The 14,763-nt window shown below is 58.4% G+C and carries 16 protein-coding genes and 1 pseudogene; 15 read left to right on the top strand and 2 right to left on the bottom strand.

Going from position 1 to position 14,763, the window contains the following annotated elements; translation table 11 throughout:
• The first annotated feature begins 161 nt into the window (after positions 1-161).
• From AC04SH_RS27080 to AC04SH_RS27030, 11 genes and pseudogenes are all read left to right on the top strand, one after another.
• On the top strand, positions 162-653 hold the full coding sequence (locus AC04SH_RS27080) for a (2Fe-2S)-binding protein (RefSeq protein ID WP_488577275.1): 492 nt from the start codon (positions 162-164) through the stop codon (positions 651-653).
• Positions 650-1,642 carry an FAD binding domain-containing protein gene (locus AC04SH_RS27075; RefSeq protein WP_488577274.1) on the top strand — a complete coding sequence of 331 codons (993 nt, stop codon included), beginning with the start codon at positions 650-652 and terminating at the stop codon, positions 1,640-1,642. Before AC04SH_RS27080 ends, AC04SH_RS27075 begins: the two co-directional genes overlap by 4 nt.
• A complete protein-coding gene (locus AC04SH_RS27070) occupies positions 1,639-4,020 on the top strand; it encodes a xanthine dehydrogenase family protein molybdopterin-binding subunit (RefSeq protein ID WP_488577273.1) in 2,382 nt (793 codons plus the stop codon). Before AC04SH_RS27075 ends, AC04SH_RS27070 begins: the two co-directional genes overlap by 4 nt.
• A gap of 162 nt (positions 4,021-4,182) precedes the next feature.
• On the top strand, positions 4,183-4,797 hold the full coding sequence (locus AC04SH_RS27065; protein WP_488577272.1) for a cytochrome P460 family protein: 615 nt from the start codon (positions 4,183-4,185) through the stop codon (positions 4,795-4,797).
• Positions 4,798-5,341: 544 nt separating this feature from the next.
• Positions 5,342-6,388: a sensor histidine kinase gene (locus AC04SH_RS27060; protein ID WP_488577271.1), complete on the top strand. Its 1,047-nt coding sequence runs from the start codon at positions 5,342-5,344 to the stop codon at positions 6,386-6,388.
• A 72-nt stretch (positions 6,389-6,460) separates the two neighbouring features.
• Positions 6,461-6,853, top strand: coding sequence for a response regulator (locus AC04SH_RS27055; RefSeq protein WP_488577344.1), 393 nt, complete (start codon positions 6,461-6,463; stop codon positions 6,851-6,853).
• A gap of 144 nt (positions 6,854-6,997) precedes the next feature.
• Entirely contained in the window at positions 6,998-7,384 is a 387-nt protein-coding gene (locus tag AC04SH_RS27050) for a response regulator (protein ID WP_488577270.1), read from the top strand.
• A gap of 486 nt (positions 7,385-7,870) precedes the next feature.
• Positions 7,871-8,459 (top strand): annotated as a pseudogene (locus tag AC04SH_RS27045) (SOS response-associated peptidase family protein).
• Positions 8,460-8,629: 170 nt separating this feature from the next.
• Entirely contained in the window at positions 8,630-9,265 is a 636-nt protein-coding gene (locus tag AC04SH_RS27040; protein WP_488577343.1) for a hypothetical protein, read from the top strand.
• 75 nt (positions 9,266-9,340) lie between these two features.
• Positions 9,341-9,535, top strand: coding sequence for a hypothetical protein (locus AC04SH_RS27035; RefSeq protein ID WP_488577269.1), 195 nt, complete (start codon positions 9,341-9,343; stop codon positions 9,533-9,535).
• A 76-nt stretch (positions 9,536-9,611) separates the two neighbouring features.
• Positions 9,612-9,794 (top strand): hypothetical protein, encoded by a 183-nt coding sequence (locus AC04SH_RS27030; RefSeq protein WP_488577268.1) that lies wholly within the window; start codon positions 9,612-9,614, stop codon positions 9,792-9,794.
• A gap of 520 nt (positions 9,795-10,314) precedes the next feature.
• Here AC04SH_RS27030 and AC04SH_RS27025 read toward each other — a convergent pair.
• Positions 10,315-10,599, bottom strand: a complete 285-nt coding sequence (locus AC04SH_RS27025; protein ID WP_477238022.1) for a hypothetical protein — start codon at positions 10,597-10,599, stop codon at positions 10,315-10,317.
• Between the two features lie 1,327 nt (positions 10,600-11,926).
• Between AC04SH_RS27025 and AC04SH_RS27020 the strand changes: the two genes are divergently transcribed.
• The 4 genes from AC04SH_RS27020 (at position 11,927) to AC04SH_RS27005 (ending at position 14,403) form a co-directional block, all read left to right on the top strand.
• Complete coding sequence (locus AC04SH_RS27020) at positions 11,927-12,130, top strand: CsbD family protein (RefSeq protein WP_112564507.1); 204 nt, start codon at positions 11,927-11,929, stop codon at positions 12,128-12,130.
• Positions 12,131-12,601: 471 nt separating this feature from the next.
• Positions 12,602-12,952 (top strand): hypothetical protein, encoded by a 351-nt coding sequence (locus AC04SH_RS27015; RefSeq protein WP_488577267.1) that lies wholly within the window; start codon positions 12,602-12,604, stop codon positions 12,950-12,952.
• Positions 12,953-12,982: 30 nt separating this feature from the next.
• Entirely contained in the window at positions 12,983-13,675 is a 693-nt protein-coding gene (locus AC04SH_RS27010; RefSeq protein WP_488577266.1) for an SOS response-associated peptidase, read from the top strand.
• A 245-nt stretch (positions 13,676-13,920) separates the two neighbouring features.
• Positions 13,921-14,403 carry a hypothetical protein gene (locus AC04SH_RS27005; RefSeq protein ID WP_488577265.1) on the top strand — a complete coding sequence of 161 codons (483 nt, stop codon included), beginning with the start codon at positions 13,921-13,923 and terminating at the stop codon, positions 14,401-14,403.
• A gap of 75 nt (positions 14,404-14,478) precedes the next feature.
• On the opposite strand, the gene AC04SH_RS27000 is transcribed toward AC04SH_RS27005, so the two are convergent.
• A partial coding sequence (locus tag AC04SH_RS27000) for a thermonuclease family protein (protein WP_488577264.1) occupies positions 14,479-14,763 on the bottom strand: 285 nt, incomplete at its 5' end.

Below are 14,763 nucleotides of genomic sequence, written 5' to 3'. Positions count from 1 at the left end.
ATGTGGCGTCCGTGCTCTCCTGAGGGTTGACCCTTAGGGAGCCCGCCAACGACCGGCCTTCGGAATAGACGTCCCTTCTCTCGGACTGATGCCGCCAGGCTTCGTCGGTCCGCTCAGCTTCGCGAGAAGTCCCAATCCCGCCCGCCACTCGAGGAGACGACATGTCAGAGCCCCGACAGCTAGCCTTGGACATCAACAGCCGCCACCACCAGTTCAGTCTTGATGTACGCGCGACCCTGCTGGACGCACTACGCGAGCATGCCGACCTGCCCGGCACGAAAAAAGGCTGCGATCATGGACAGTGCGGCGCCTGCACTGTCCACGTCGACGGTGAGCGTGTTCTGAGCTGTCTCACCCTGGCGGCCCAGGTCGAGGGTCGTCAGATCACAACGATCGAGGGCCTGCAGACAGCCGACGGTGTGATGCACGCGGTTCAAACCGCCTTTATCGAGCACGACGCCTTCCAGTGCGGTTATTGCACCCCCGGCCAGATCATGTCGGCTGTTGCCTGTATTCGCGAAGGCCATGCAGGCACCGACGAGGACATCCGCGAATACATGAGCGGCAATATCTGCCGGTGCGGCGCTTACCCCCATATCGTCGCCGCGGTGCGCGATGCTGCTAGCCGCCTCAAGAAGGAGGCAGCTTTATGAGACTTTTCGAGTATCTCCGGGCCGAAGATGCCGCGATGGCGATTGCCGAGGCTGCCAAGCCAGAGACAAGATTTCTCGCCGGTGGCACCACGCTTCTTGACCTCATGAAGCTGAATGTCGAGCGCCCTGCCCGCGTGGTGGACATCACGCGCCTTTCCGGCCTCGACACGATCGAGGTATCCGCGGACGTCATTCGTATCGGTGCGCTCGCCAAGATGAGCAAGGTCGCCGACCACGCCGATATCAAGGAGGCTGCGCCGGCTCTTTCCGAAAGCCTATGGCGCGCTGCCTCGGCACAGCTGCGCAACATGGCATCGGTCGGTGGAAACCTGATGCAGCGAACCCGCTTCACGTACTTCCGCGACCCCGGCGCCTATTCGAACTGCAACAAGCGCAATCCCGGCTCCGGATGTGCAGCGCTTGAGGGTGTCAACCGCAATCACGCGGTGCTCGGCACGAGCGACGCCTGTATCGCCGTCTATCCCGGCGATTTTGCTGTTTCACTCGTGGCTTTCGATGCCACCGTCCTCGTTCATGGATCTGTGGAACGCCGCATCCCGATCGATGCATTTTACCTGCTTCCAGGACAGACACCTCATCTCGAGCACCAGTTGGCGCCCGGCGAGATGATCGTCGGGATCGAGATCCCGCGTTCGGCCACCTTGAAGCGCTCGCATTATCTCAAGGTCCGCGATCGCGCGTCTTATGAGTTCGCGGCAGCCAGTGCTGCCGTTGGTATCGAGATGGAAGCGGACGGCAAGACGATCCGCGATGTGCGCATTGCCGTTGGCGGCGTTGCCACCAAGCCATGGCGCCTTCGTGCGGTCGAGGATGCGCTAAAGGGAAAGACACTCGACGAGGCAACGCTTCGCACTGCTGCTGCAGCTGCCGTCGATGGCGCAAAGTCGAGCGGACACAATGCGTTCAAAATCGAGCTGGCACCGAAGGTCGTGGCACGCGCCCTGATGACGATAGGAGATATCGCATGACACACGGCAACGAGTTCGAACTCAACCGCCGCACAGTCGTGAAGCTCGGCGTCGGCATAGCCGCTGTCGTCGGCGCCGCTGTCGACCTCTCGCCAAAAGCCTTTGCGGCTGAGACCGCCCCTGCCAAGACGCCAGCTCTCGGTGCCCGACTTTCCCGCGCCGAGGGCCCGTTGAAAGTCACCGGGCAGGCCCCCTATGCGATCGAGCAGAAGCTGGAGAACCTGGCCTATGGCGTTACCGTCCAATCGACGCGGCCGGCAGGGCGTATCGTCAATATCGATACGTCGGCCGCCAGGGCTCTACCAGGCGTCTTGGATGTCTATACCGCGCAGAATTCCCTGAAGCTCAACAAGCCGACCGTTTACAGCAAGGGCGGCGGAGCCACCGAGGAATTTACCCCAATTCAGGACGATGTGGTCCGTTTCAACGGCATGCATATCGCGCTCGTGGTCGCTGAAACCTTTGAACAGGCAACGGAAGCGGCAAGCATTCTCAAGGTCGAATATGAGGAGGGCGACCCTATTCTCGACATCAACGATCCTAAGGCAAAAGCGCAGCTCATCGATCCCATGGGGGCTGCCTGGGGCGATGCGGCGACAGCCCTGGCCAATGCGGAGGTCAAGGTTGACGTCACTTACACGACGTCACGGGAATACAATGTGCCGATGGAGCCGCATGCGTGCATCGCTTCCTGGGAGAACGGGAAAATCACCGTCTGGGAGCCCAGCCAGTGGGTTGGCGGGGCACGAAGCGTGGTCTCGGAATGGCTCGGCATCGATATCGAGAATGTGCGGGTGATCTCGCCTTACGTCGGCGGTGGGTTCGGGTCCAAGATCGGGGCACATCCGCATGTAGGGCTGGCTTGCGCGGCCTCGCGGAGGCTTGGCAGGCCCATTAAGCTTTCTCTCACTCGACCGCAGACCTTCACCGGCCTTGGCGGTCGACCGGCAACTCGGCAGACCCTGTCTATAGGCGCCTCGAAGGACGGAAAGATAAGCTCGATCGTCCATGAGAGCTGGAACGAGACAGCGATCGACGAAGTCCATGTCGAGGCTTGCAACAATGTGACGAAAATCATGTATGCGACGCCGAACTTCTCGTCACGCCTCAACGTCGTGCCGGTCAACACGGTCCAGCCCGGCTGGAAGCGGGGCCCCGGCGAAAACCCCAGTGCCTATGCTCTGGAAAGTGCGATCGACGAGCTGGCGTACGCGCTCAACATGGATCCGATCACGCTGCGCCTTGCCAACTGGGCGGAGATCGATCCCAGCAACAGCATGCCGTGGACCACTCGACAGTTACGCGAAGCCTATGCCGCCGGCGCGGAAGCCATCGGCTGGTGGAACCGGAACCCGGCCCCTCGCTCGATGCGCGAAGGCCGCGAGTTGATCGGTTATGGAATGGCCGCCGGGTCATACCCCATGATCCGAACTGCGAGCGAAGCCAAGATCGTATTCCATGCCAGTGGACAGATCGAAGTCCTCAGCGCAGGCACCGACATGGGAACCGGGACCTATACCATTCTCGCCCAGACCGCGGCTGACGCCTTGGGTGTTCCTGTCGAGACCGTCGTGGTGCGGCTGGGCGATACCATCCTCCCCAGATCGGCGCTCGCTGGCGGCTCCCAGCAAGCCAACAACCTGACGGGAGCGGTGGACAAGGCGGCCAGGAATGCGCGCGATGCCTTGCTGGCGATTGCCGCATCCGATCCGAAGTCGCCTCTGGCAGCAGCGAAGGCGACTGACCTGACGTTCGAAAACGGCTCGGTGCTGCCGACCCGTCGACCGAACGGCGGCATCAGCATTGCGAACCTGTTGAAGGCAGTGGGCAAAGACAAACTGGAAATCGAGGGTAACACCTTTGCTCCAGGTGCCACCGAGGAGATGAAGAACGGGGCCGACCGCAGTTTCGCCCAGTTGAAGAACGCCGTGGAAGGAGGCGTCTCAGCTCATAGCTGGTGTGCGCATTTCGTGGAAGTTCGCGTCGATGAAGATTTTGGCACGATCCGTGTCAAGCGCATGTTCTCGGCATTCGACAGCGGCAGGATCTTCAATCCGAAGCTTGCCGAAAGCCAGTGGATCAGCGGTATGGTGATGGGTCTCGGGCAGACTCTCCTGGAGGAAGGTTACGTCGACCAGCGGGACGGACGCACCATCAACGCGAATTTTGCCGACTATGCCGTCCCGGTCAACGCCGATGTGCCCGACATCCAGGTGATTTCGGTTGGAATTCCGGACATGCAGGCAACTGCTCTGGGGGGCAAAGGCGTCGGCGAGATCGGTGTCGTAGGGGTCGCCCCTGCGATCGGGAATGCCGTCTTCCACGCGACCGGCAAACGCGTCCGAAGCCTTCCGATCACGCTGGAAAAGCTCGCTTGAGTTCGGTCGATGCGCCTCTGGTCAGGCTTGCCGCGCGAATAGGCGTGGCATCAAAAAGCGCGCTTCTAAAACCAATGCAAACTGGGCAGCTAATCCCTGGTCGTTGCCAGACGCTATTCGCAAAATGAATTCAAGCTGATGTGTGGGGGTTCTGGAGCCGTCATGACTTACAAGTACCGCTCTATCTGTCTCGCCTGTCTGTGCTTCCTCGCGTTGTTCATAGATGGCGCGCAGGCTCAGAACCGAGTTACTTTCCCAGCCGATTTCGATCAGATGGTTATGTACGGCGATTACCGGCGAGGCTCTGGTGGAGAGCAGGCCTATGCACTACAGGAAACGATCGACATCGCGCGGGCTGGCCAGCCGCAGCCGCCCGGCACCAGGCTGGTGCTCGAAATCTACAATGACAACACCCTGACAGACTACTTTGTGATGGAAAAGGGCGAAAGCTGGGGTCTCGACTTCAGCGAGGAGCAGCGCACCGGCGACTGGCACTTTCAACAATACGACCCGGACAGGCAGGTTCGCCGTACAGCCATTGCCGAGCGCTGCCAATCCTGCCACCAAGGTGCGGCAAGCAACGATTTCATGTTCACGATCGACAGGATGCGGGGCCATATGGTTGGCTCGGCAACGTGGCGGCAGATAGTGGGAGCGGCGATGTTCCTGTTGCTCGTTTCGAATAATTCTTCAACCGGCGCTGGTACGGGACCATCGTACGCGGACGGCGCGACGTCCGCTGGATCATTTCGACGACCATCACGCTGTCGCTGCTGATGACGATGATCGCCCTACTGGTGACCAGCGTCATGATATCCGAAGCGGTCTTTGGCTTCCTGCCGCTGAAGAGCGCCTTCACCGTCCGGCGCAAAGGCTCCGGAAAACGGCCTGACTGTCCAAATCCCAAGTTTCAAGAATTGTAAGACGCTCATGCAGTGCTCGCATTATGCAGCGTGGCCAAAGGCGATGTCTGGTTTCAGGAATGCACTAAGCTGATCTCTACGGCTGAGATTAGGCGCATTGCGGCCTGGCAGCCCGCGTCAAAAGCTGAATGCAGCTTCTGATTTCCGAAGACGATGGCAACTAGATCATGCAACTTAATGGCCGATCCAAGGGCCGAGGGTCCTGAGGACAACTGAACGAGCGTCTTGCCGTCATATCGCGACCAAGGCCCGCGGGGTCAGGCAAGACCGAATTCCATAGCTAACGACCCACAATGTGATAGGGTGGGTCATGTTTTTCGGCCGAGTATGAATTCGGTCGACGTTCCTGCCGAGTGATGGCTCGCTTCGCGAGCTTTCGGCCCTTGAGGGCCAATGTCATGGCATCCGTTTCAACAGTCCACCTGGAAGCGGCGAGCACTCTTGCAGTGGTCGTTTCATCGAACGAGCCGCTCTTGTTCCTGACTGATGATCTCCGGGTTATTGTTGTCAGCGCGTCGTTTTGCCGGACCTTTCAGATCGATCCCGCAGCAGTTGCCGGCAAATTGCTGTCGGAACTCGGCGCGGGCGAATGGGATATGCCGAAGCTGAATTCATTGCTCAAGGCGACCGCCTCGGGCAGCGCTAACATCGAGGCCTACGAGATCGACCTCAAGCGGCCGGGCCAGAAAATCCGGCAGTTGGTGGTGAACGCCCGCGTGCTTGAAGACGGCGACCATTCTCGTATCCGGCTCCTTGTGGCTGTCACCGACGTCACCGACGCTCGCGCCGATGCCCGGCAAAAAGACGATCTTATTCGAGACAAGGCAATCCTGATGCAGGAGGTGCAGCATCGGGTGGCAAATAGCCTGCAGATCATCGCCAGTGTGCTGATGCAGAGCGCCCGCAGGGTCCAGTCAGATGAGGCACGCGGCCATCTGACCGACGCCCACAACAGGGTGATGTCGATCGCAGCCGTGCAGCGGCACCTCGCCCAGTCCGGCGCTGAAAGTGTTTCGCTACGGACCTACTTCACCCAGCTTTGTCAAAGCCTTGGCGCCTCAATGATCTCCGACAGGGAGCGGCTCTCTATCGTTGTCACTGTCGACGATAGTGTTGTGAAATCGGACATTTCGATAAGTTTGGGCCTTATCGTGACCGAACTGGTGATCAACGCTCTGAAGCACGCATTTCCGGAGGAGCGGTCCGGCAGGATTTCGGTCGACTACCGTTCGGACGGACAGGACTGGACCCTTTCGGTTCGGGATGACGGAATTGGCATTCCAACCGGCGACGACGCCGCAAAGGCCGGGCTTGGCACTGGTATCATAGAGGCGCTTGCCAGGAACCTGCAAAGTGACATCAGCGTAGCCGACGGAAAGCCCGGAACCATTGTATCGATCGCTCACATTGCTGCTGTCAGCGACGACGTGCCGGCGGCAGCATAGCGGATGACCAGTCCAACATACCGAGGGGAACCGTTGCCCAAGGCGAACGTCGGTCCCGCGCAGGCCGCAGAAATCAACACAAACCGCAAGGCCGTCATTCTGATTGTCGAAGACAACGCCGTCATCAGAATGGGCGCGGCCGACCTCGTCGTTCATGCCGGTTACGAGGCGCTGGAAGCCACTAATGCCGACGACGCAATTCGGCTGCTGGAGGCGCGAACCGACATCGTTCTGGTGTTCACCGACGTCGGCATGCCCGGCACCATGGATGGTATCAAATTGGCTCACCACATCCGAAACCGATGGCCGCCGGTCAAATTGATCGTCGCTTCCGGCAGGTCGATCGTCGAACAGAGCCGCCTGCCTGAAGGAAGTCACTTTTTTCCCAAGCCCTATAATGACGGCACTATTGTCGAACAGATCCGCCGGATGCTGTCGCCGATTGAAACGCGTCCGAAGCTCTAGGCGCGGATCGTCTGACTCATTGTTTCAAGACTTAGGTCGGGCCTCACATCCAGTTGAATTTATGAGATGGAACTAAAACGGGGTCGAAACCGTAGTATGAGCTTGCCTAGACCGTGGCGTGGCAATTCCGAGGGGAGCGTCCAGATGAGTAATGGCGCGGTTCTGGTCGTGGAGGATGAGCAGCTCATCCTGCTCGACGTTGAGTCGGCCTCGGAAGAAGCTGGCTTCGAAGTCGTGGCGGCTCACAATGCGGCTCAGGCCATCGCGGCCTTCGACGCCGAGCCGGGCAAGTTCAAGGGCATCGTCACCGACATACGCTTGGGGACGGGCAAATCCGGCTGGGACGTTGCACGGCATCTGCGTCAGGCCAACCCGACAATACCCGTGATCTACATGAGTGGCGATAGCGCCATCCACTGGGGCGCCGAGGGTGTTCCGGAAAGCGTCATGATTGCCAAGCCTTTTTTCCTGCCTCAGATCATCACGGCCTTGTCGACCCTGCTGAATCAACAGCATTCCGACCACCCCTGACACGCCTGGCTGTGCTTGGGCACGTTGCGCTCTGATCGTTGCATGACACCCCTTGAGTACCGACCGTAAAGTCGGACGAAGCGCTCCTGCCGACAATGCTGCCCACTTGTCGGGATAGCTCCCTGGCAAGCGATCTACAGGTGGTCGCGTTAGATGGCTGCTTTTGGGCAACAGCAAAATTGGCCACTACGTCCGAGTTGCTGCGCAAAGCGGATATTCGCTTAAGCCCAACGTGCACCTCATCACCCGAACAATCGCATGTCACTCAGAGGTTTAGTCTCGACGGCACCTTTGTCACAATAGTCGATGCCAAACCCAGATGTTCCGCTGACGTGTCGCAGGTGGGTTGCGTCACGCATGCATAGCTTGGTGTGCATGGTAAGGCGGCCGACTCTATCGGGCGGTAGACATCTCGTACCGCAGTACCGGGAAGCCAAAGGCGCACTATGTTATGCAATGTAATTCTCTCAAACGCCTAGGGCAGCTATGTGCAACGATTACGAGCAGCATATCGCCTGGGCTGAATATTGCCGGATGACGCAATCGCTGGCGCTCGACATTCCCAGCCATCAGACCGAGCTGGATTTGCCGATGGCCTGCGACATTCCAATCAACGACCCTGCCCCGATCATGCGCGCCGCCGGCGATACGATCGAACTCACGCAGATGACCTTTGCCTTTCCGCAATCCGGCCCCAAAGGCGAACCTATCTTCAACTTCCGCTCCGAGGGTCGGAATTTTGGCAACAGTAAGCGCTGCCTCATCCCGGCATCGGCCTTCTTCGAATTCACCGGGAAGAAGTATCCAAGGCGAAGCATCGCTTCACGCTCAATAGTGCTTCGTTCATGGCAATCGCCGGGCTGTGGCGCGACGGGGAAGGCAATAAGCCACCCACACTCACAATGCTGACGAACGGGGCCGGACCAGACGTTGCGCCCATCCACAATCGGCAGATCGTGGTGCTGCGGAGGACTGGACGGCATGGATACACCTTACAAAACCCGAGACCGAGTTTTTGAAGGCGCTTCCAGCCGGTTCGCTGGCGGTCAGAACCGTACGAGAAGGAAGCGGATAAGGCTCGGCCCGATCCCGCAGTTGAGGTATCTATTGGCTAAACTGGAGAAGAAGACGAAAGCGCAAGCCCGCAAGAGCGTCCGGAAACGCAAGGTACCGACGCTTATGGCATTGACGCAAGCAGGTGCCAGGTTGCTTCATAAATTCCGGCATCGCCAAGCGAGTGCGAAGATGCCAGGACGAAGCACAACACCATCACCTGTACTCATTGCCGAGTGGCCATTGTCGCCTGCAGCGACACTCGGCTCGTCGGTACGCATGAAGGGGATCGAACGCGAATTGCGCGCGCGCCTGCCGTTGGCTGTGCGGAAACACGTCAAAGCTGAGACTGGTCAAATCGCATTGCGAATGGGCGAAGACGATGCAGACGAGTTCAAGGCTGCATCGACCAAGATCTCGATGGCGCTTGAGGGGATCGAAACACTGCCGGTGCTTCCCCGCGAGGTGGAGGATATCCTCGCGATCTCTTCGCGCGAGCGACACAAATGGCTGAAAGACGGTCGGCTGCAAAGCGTCGGCACACGCACGGTGAAGATGCGCGGGCGATCCAAGGCCGTCACCTTTCATGTCTTCGATGCAAAGCACATCGAGGACATCCTTGACCGAGATCTGCCAAGCGTTTGGCGGGAGGAGGATGCACACGAGGTTGCAGAGAACAGGCGACGCGGTGCCGGGAAAGCAGCGCTTACGCGGGCGGGCAAAAGCATGGGAACGAAGGTTCACGTTTCCAGGAAACCGAAAGATGACTCCCCCTCGCCTGAGTTGAAGGGCTGGGACGCGTTCGAAGACGAAGGACTGCTGCGCTAGCATGGCCTCGAACGGGGAGAATGATCGCGAGACGCTTGAACGGGCAGCGTTGGCATTGCGGAAGAGAGCGCGATAGTGCCGAAATATCATGTCGAGGAAATGGCTGGCGATGCCGTCACCGCTACCCACGTTGTCAACGCTAAAACGCCTTTTAGGGCAGCCCAGGACGCAACCGAACGAGGCATCACCTTGCGCACAAATGAAGTGGTTTGGATTCGTGTCATGGACGAAAAGCGCGGCCATATTTTCGAATACGCCTTCAGCCTGTGAAGGCGGTCACTCTTTGCAAGGAACTTTTGACGTGGCCAAAAGTTAACGTCGCTATTGACTTGGCGGGAGAGAGGACATGACGAAATATGTAGTCCACGAAATGTATCGGGATACGGTTAGTTCATGGCGCATTGTTGAGGCTTCCAGCCCCGAACGCGCGGCGCGGAAGGCGGAGCGCGAAATCGCCGAGCCCCACTGGATCCGCGTCATTGACGAGCGTGAAAATGAACACGAGTTTCCAGGCGGCCTTCGCCGTTAGACTGACGTCTATCAGACGGGCCGATCAGAACTCTTCTTCTTTCGTTCGAAAAGCGCAACTTTGGCAGGGTACCCAATCCGGCTGCAGGTGAAAGCGGAAATAACTTTAAGCCAAGAGCCCTTCTTGACGATCAGACAGCCGCAGTTTGGGCATTCAAATTCCAAATCTTCGTCTCGCATGTCATCTGAAATAGGCATTGCAACTCCCAATACGCAAACAGTGCCGATGCGGAGGCTTCGGTCCGCGGTCTCATTAACTTTTGATGAGCGGACAGGACTGCCCCCAAACTGGCCCGCTGCACTTCCTGGCTCGAGATTCTTTGTGTGCTCGAGGAACCGCACGACGACCGCAGCACGGCAGCGGGCCTCGATCGTCCACGGAGGGCGATCTGCAGTGGCCAAGAAAGCCGTTCAGCCCACCGCAAGAAACCAACTACAAGAGCGCGTCGGATGTTCCAACCAGATCCAAAAAAGCCCGCCGGCGCGAGCCAGCGGGCTTTTCCTTTGACGTGATTTTGGGCCTATTTGCCCATTTGCATTGCCATTTTGCAGAAATCTGCATGCGACTTCGCGACGGCTTCGTCGGCACACTCCTTCATTATTGCGGCCCGGTCGTCCGCACTCATGGCCGTCCACGCTGCCTTGACGTCCGCTTCCGACTTCATGGTCTTCATGCCGGCGTCAGTGAAGAAGGGAGACATTTTTGCCGGATCATCGAGCGCTGAAGTGCCGGTGGAACTTCCGGCGAAGGCGGCACCGGTCATAAGTGCGAGCGATGCGCCGAGGACGAGCATTTTCGAGTTCATGAAATTCCTCCTGATCGATTTTAGCTGCTTAAATGCAGCCGTGCTAATGCAATGTCGATTAGGAGAAAAGGTTTCCAACAGAACCTGAAATTGTAGCACTCGCTTCCGATATGCATCGAGCCTCCGCTTCGCGGCCGCGCAGGTGGCGACAAGCCGCCCTCGGATCGAAGCCAACGGGCTTTAAAACTGAATGGCCCGCGCGTTCGGTCAAGGCGGCGCGGGCCGACCATGATGGATTCATCTTGGTCACCGGCAAACGCTGAGGGAGCACGTGCCGGGTGAGTCACAACAGTCTTGGTGACGGGACGTTCCGGCCATGCAAAAAAAACGATTAGGTGAAGCGTACATTGGGTCAACTAGTCCTTACGGCCTATCGCAACCCTTCGAGGAACCAGAGCTTAGCGCGCATCCTTGGCGATTTCGTTTCGCCTTTGCCGATGCTGTTCAAAAAAGACGAGCTTGTCCGCGTAGCCGATCCGAACGTTCTCGGCACATCCTGCGCATTTGAAATTGGAGATCACTTTAAACCATGAGCCTTTATGGACGACTGGAACAAGGCAATAAGGGCATTCGAATTTAAGATACACGTCACGCAGTTCTTCTGAGATGGGCATCTGGGCTGGTCGCTCCTTTGGAGCCCTAACTCAGCTGACAAGGGTTTGTTGCTCCTCCAGGCCCAATGCGTGCACGAGTCAGACCTTTGCTGTTGCGGGCGCCCTGCGCCACCTGTGGCGTGACAGAGCGCAGCCTGCGATGCGGGCCCGCGACCAAGGCAGGATGCGCGCCCGGCCAAGTCTTGCCGACATTAAAGTGGCTTCGGTTTCGCCTGGCCATTCTGGAAGAATGTGTGGCAGCGCTTTCAACCGAACGAGAATTGCACCACTAGGCCTTTTCGGTCGACGGTGCCGGCGGTCGCGCACCATCGCACTTAGGCCTTCTGGTTAGCCACCCTATAGTCGGCCTCCCATGGCAACGCGTCAAAGTCGGGCTTGTGCTTCGCCGCACGATAGGTGTCCTGGGTGACATAACTACCTCTGGAACCCTCCATGATACAAGCAAATGGCGGATTTCCTGGACATCGGTAAAGGCCTAATCCGGTCGCGCTGTCGATCATTCGGGCTCCTTGGGCGAGTTTGAAAGCCCGCGCCTCTTAGGGAAGGGCGCGGGCCGATCGGAGGCCCGATCTTCGGCGAGCGATGGAGGGCACCACCCGCCGCAGGCCTCAACCATCAGCGGCGGCTAATGTTCCTTCAAGCCACGATCTCCCAGCGGAACCTAGCCGCGCTGAAGGCGTTTCAACTGCTGTACAACCAAGGAGGCAACGGCCATGGATTGGAACCGCGTTGAAGGTAACTGGAAGCAGGTCAAGGGCAAGGTCAAGGAACAGTGGGGCAAGCTGACTGACGACGATTTGGACCGCATTGCCGGCAAGCGCGATCAGCTCGAAGGAAAGATTCAGGAGAGATACGGCATTGAGAAGGACCGGGTCCGGAGAGACGTCGATGACTGGTATTCAATGCAAGGCTGGTAGATCGGAATCTCTATTTCAAGACCAGTAATTTCAAGGGGCGCCCGATGGGCGCCCTTTCTGTTAATTCATTCATCTCTCCAGATCACCCGCCGCTCCCATCGAATCTCAACCAGGCGCCGGTACCGGATCGTCACATGCTCCTGCCCCACTGGGTGGAACAGCTCCGCGCTCATTGATTCCTTGCGGCCGCATTTTTCGCAACGAACCTTTGCTCGCACCTGATCAATCGAAACGTTGCCGATCACCTCGCATAACTCTTTCGGCTTGTAGAACCGCTTGATGTTGCAATGCCCGCACCGGATGCGCGCTACCTGCCCGGCGTCGTGGGCATGCAACAAAGTCCAAGGGACGCCCTTCGGCCACTTTTCTGGTTGCTCCGGCATACCTGGAAATGGGGAGCATTTTCCCATCTCGTCAAGGCTGGGTTGACTCTTTTGTTCTTATTTTGTTCACTGTTGGCAGGATAGCCACATGAGGCGGATCGAGGCATCGAAGCGCTGGCTGACTTGCCACAACGAACGGGAGAAAGTTGTAATGATTGAGGTGCTTTACACCGCCGAAGGCCGGCAAGAAGAGTTGTCTGTCAACATTATGCGCGACCGTCCAGAAATCGAGAAGGCAGCCAAGAAGGCGTGCAAAATCTTGAACAAACTCACGCCGGACGGCGCCATTTTTGCGACCGGCTGGATTATGACCGATCTGATCGTCAGCCTCATGCCCAATGAGGAAGAGGCAAAGGAATTGTTCCGGATCGTGCAAGGCCAGATCGAGCGCGAATTCAAGACAGCATATGCCGACCTGGCGCGCGGGCCTGTGAATTAGCGCGAGGCTGTTAAATTAGGGGGCAACGCCATGTGCGGTCGCTACACCCGATATCTGTCATGGTCGGAAATCCGCCGCCTTTACCGGCTGACGGCGCCGGCTGAGGTCGGCCGCAATGACGCTCCACGCTACAATATAGCGCCGACCGACGAGGTGCCGTTCATCACCGCTGGCGACGACGGCAACCACAAGCTTCGGACCGGCCGCTGGTGGCTGGTGCCCTTCTGGGCCAAGGAAATGCCCAAGGCCGCGATGTTCAACGCCAGGATTGAAGGCGTCGACACCACACCAGCCTTCCGCGACGCCTTCAAGTCAAAGCGTTGTCTCATCCCCGCCGACGGGTACTACGAGTGGACAATATCACCAGCTGACAAGAAGCGAGACCCTTGGCACATTTTCCAGCCCGGCCACGCGCCATTCTCATTCGCCGGGCTGTGGGCCTACAACTCGCACCTCGACGTCACCAGCTGTACGATCATCACGCAGCCGTCTGCCGCGCCTGTCAGCCAGATTCACGACCGCCAGCCGCTCATCCTCGATCCAGCCTATTACGACGCCTGGCTCGACCCCAGCACGCCAGGTGGTGACTTGAAGGACATCTTGCGTCACGACATTGATGGAAGCCTGCAGTTCTATCGGGTCGGCCGAGAGGTCAATGCGGCAGCTGTCAACAAACAGCCCAACGACTACGCCGGGCTTATCGAACCGATCAAACCGCTATGAGCGACGTTGGCTCTAACCGTTTTCGCAGCCTACGCCGTCACGGTCGAGGTCATAAATATCCGAGCCAACGATCGTGACTGGCCCGCACATATGCACGAGCATTGCCCTTTCCAGAGGAGGAATCAACATCGCTGGCTATCGGCACACGGGCCCGGTGTAGTTTGCCCGCCTTGACGATGCCCGTCGAATGGTTGCGGATCATTCACGTATGATGGGCGGCAATCAGTCATGGGGAGGCAGCGAATATGCGAACAATCGATATTTTTGCGGCCGGCGCTCTGTGCATCGTGCCTTCCAGCCTGCTGGCGGCCGACGGAGTTTCCGTCGAGCGCGGTTTGTATATTTCGATCATAGGCGGCTGCCATTTCTGCCACACGGAAGGATACCGTGAAGCCGATGGGAAAATCGACCCGGAGAAAGCATTGAAAGGCTCTTCCGTTGGCTGGCAGGGTCCATGGGGCACAACCTATGCAGCAAACCTCAGGGACTTGGCGATGGGCTTTAACGAGGACAAATGGGTCGACCACCTCAAGAACAAGGTCAATTTGCCGCCAATGCCCTGGTACCAAGTCCAAGCCATGAGCGACAGCGACTTGCGTTCGGTGTATCTTTACATCAAATCACTCGGACCACCCGGCGAGTTGGCCCCGTTTTACCGGGAGCCCGGCAAGGAGCCGAGGACACCTTATGTCACACTAGTGCCACCTCAGACTCCGAAGAGGAAGTAACGACCATCGCCCATTCGGCTTCGGCGTTGTCCTCCTCGATCTGCACCTTAACGCCGTCCTGGGCCATCGTAGCAGCTATGGGCGACCACCCCGTCTATATTCGCCGGGGTCGATAAATTCCCCTGCCCACAAGTTGCGTTTGGCACTGCGGGCTTCGCGCTCTTCGGCAAGGTATCGAGGCGCTTGTTTGTCGGCGACCGCCAATCCGTGCTTTACCAGGTCGCGCGCGAGATCGATGCTCCCAACGAAGCAGACGCCGACATCGTCGTCATTGCGGTCCTTGCCTTCGATGGTGCAGGATACATCCCCAGAGGCAATGAGATGGCGAATGTGGTCACGCGCATACCTGCCGCAGGGCCA

Source organism: Mesorhizobium sp. CNPSo 4688 (assembly GCF_057784295.1).
Note: the sequence above shows the minus strand (reverse complement) of the source record. Positions and strands in the feature narration are given on the sequence as shown.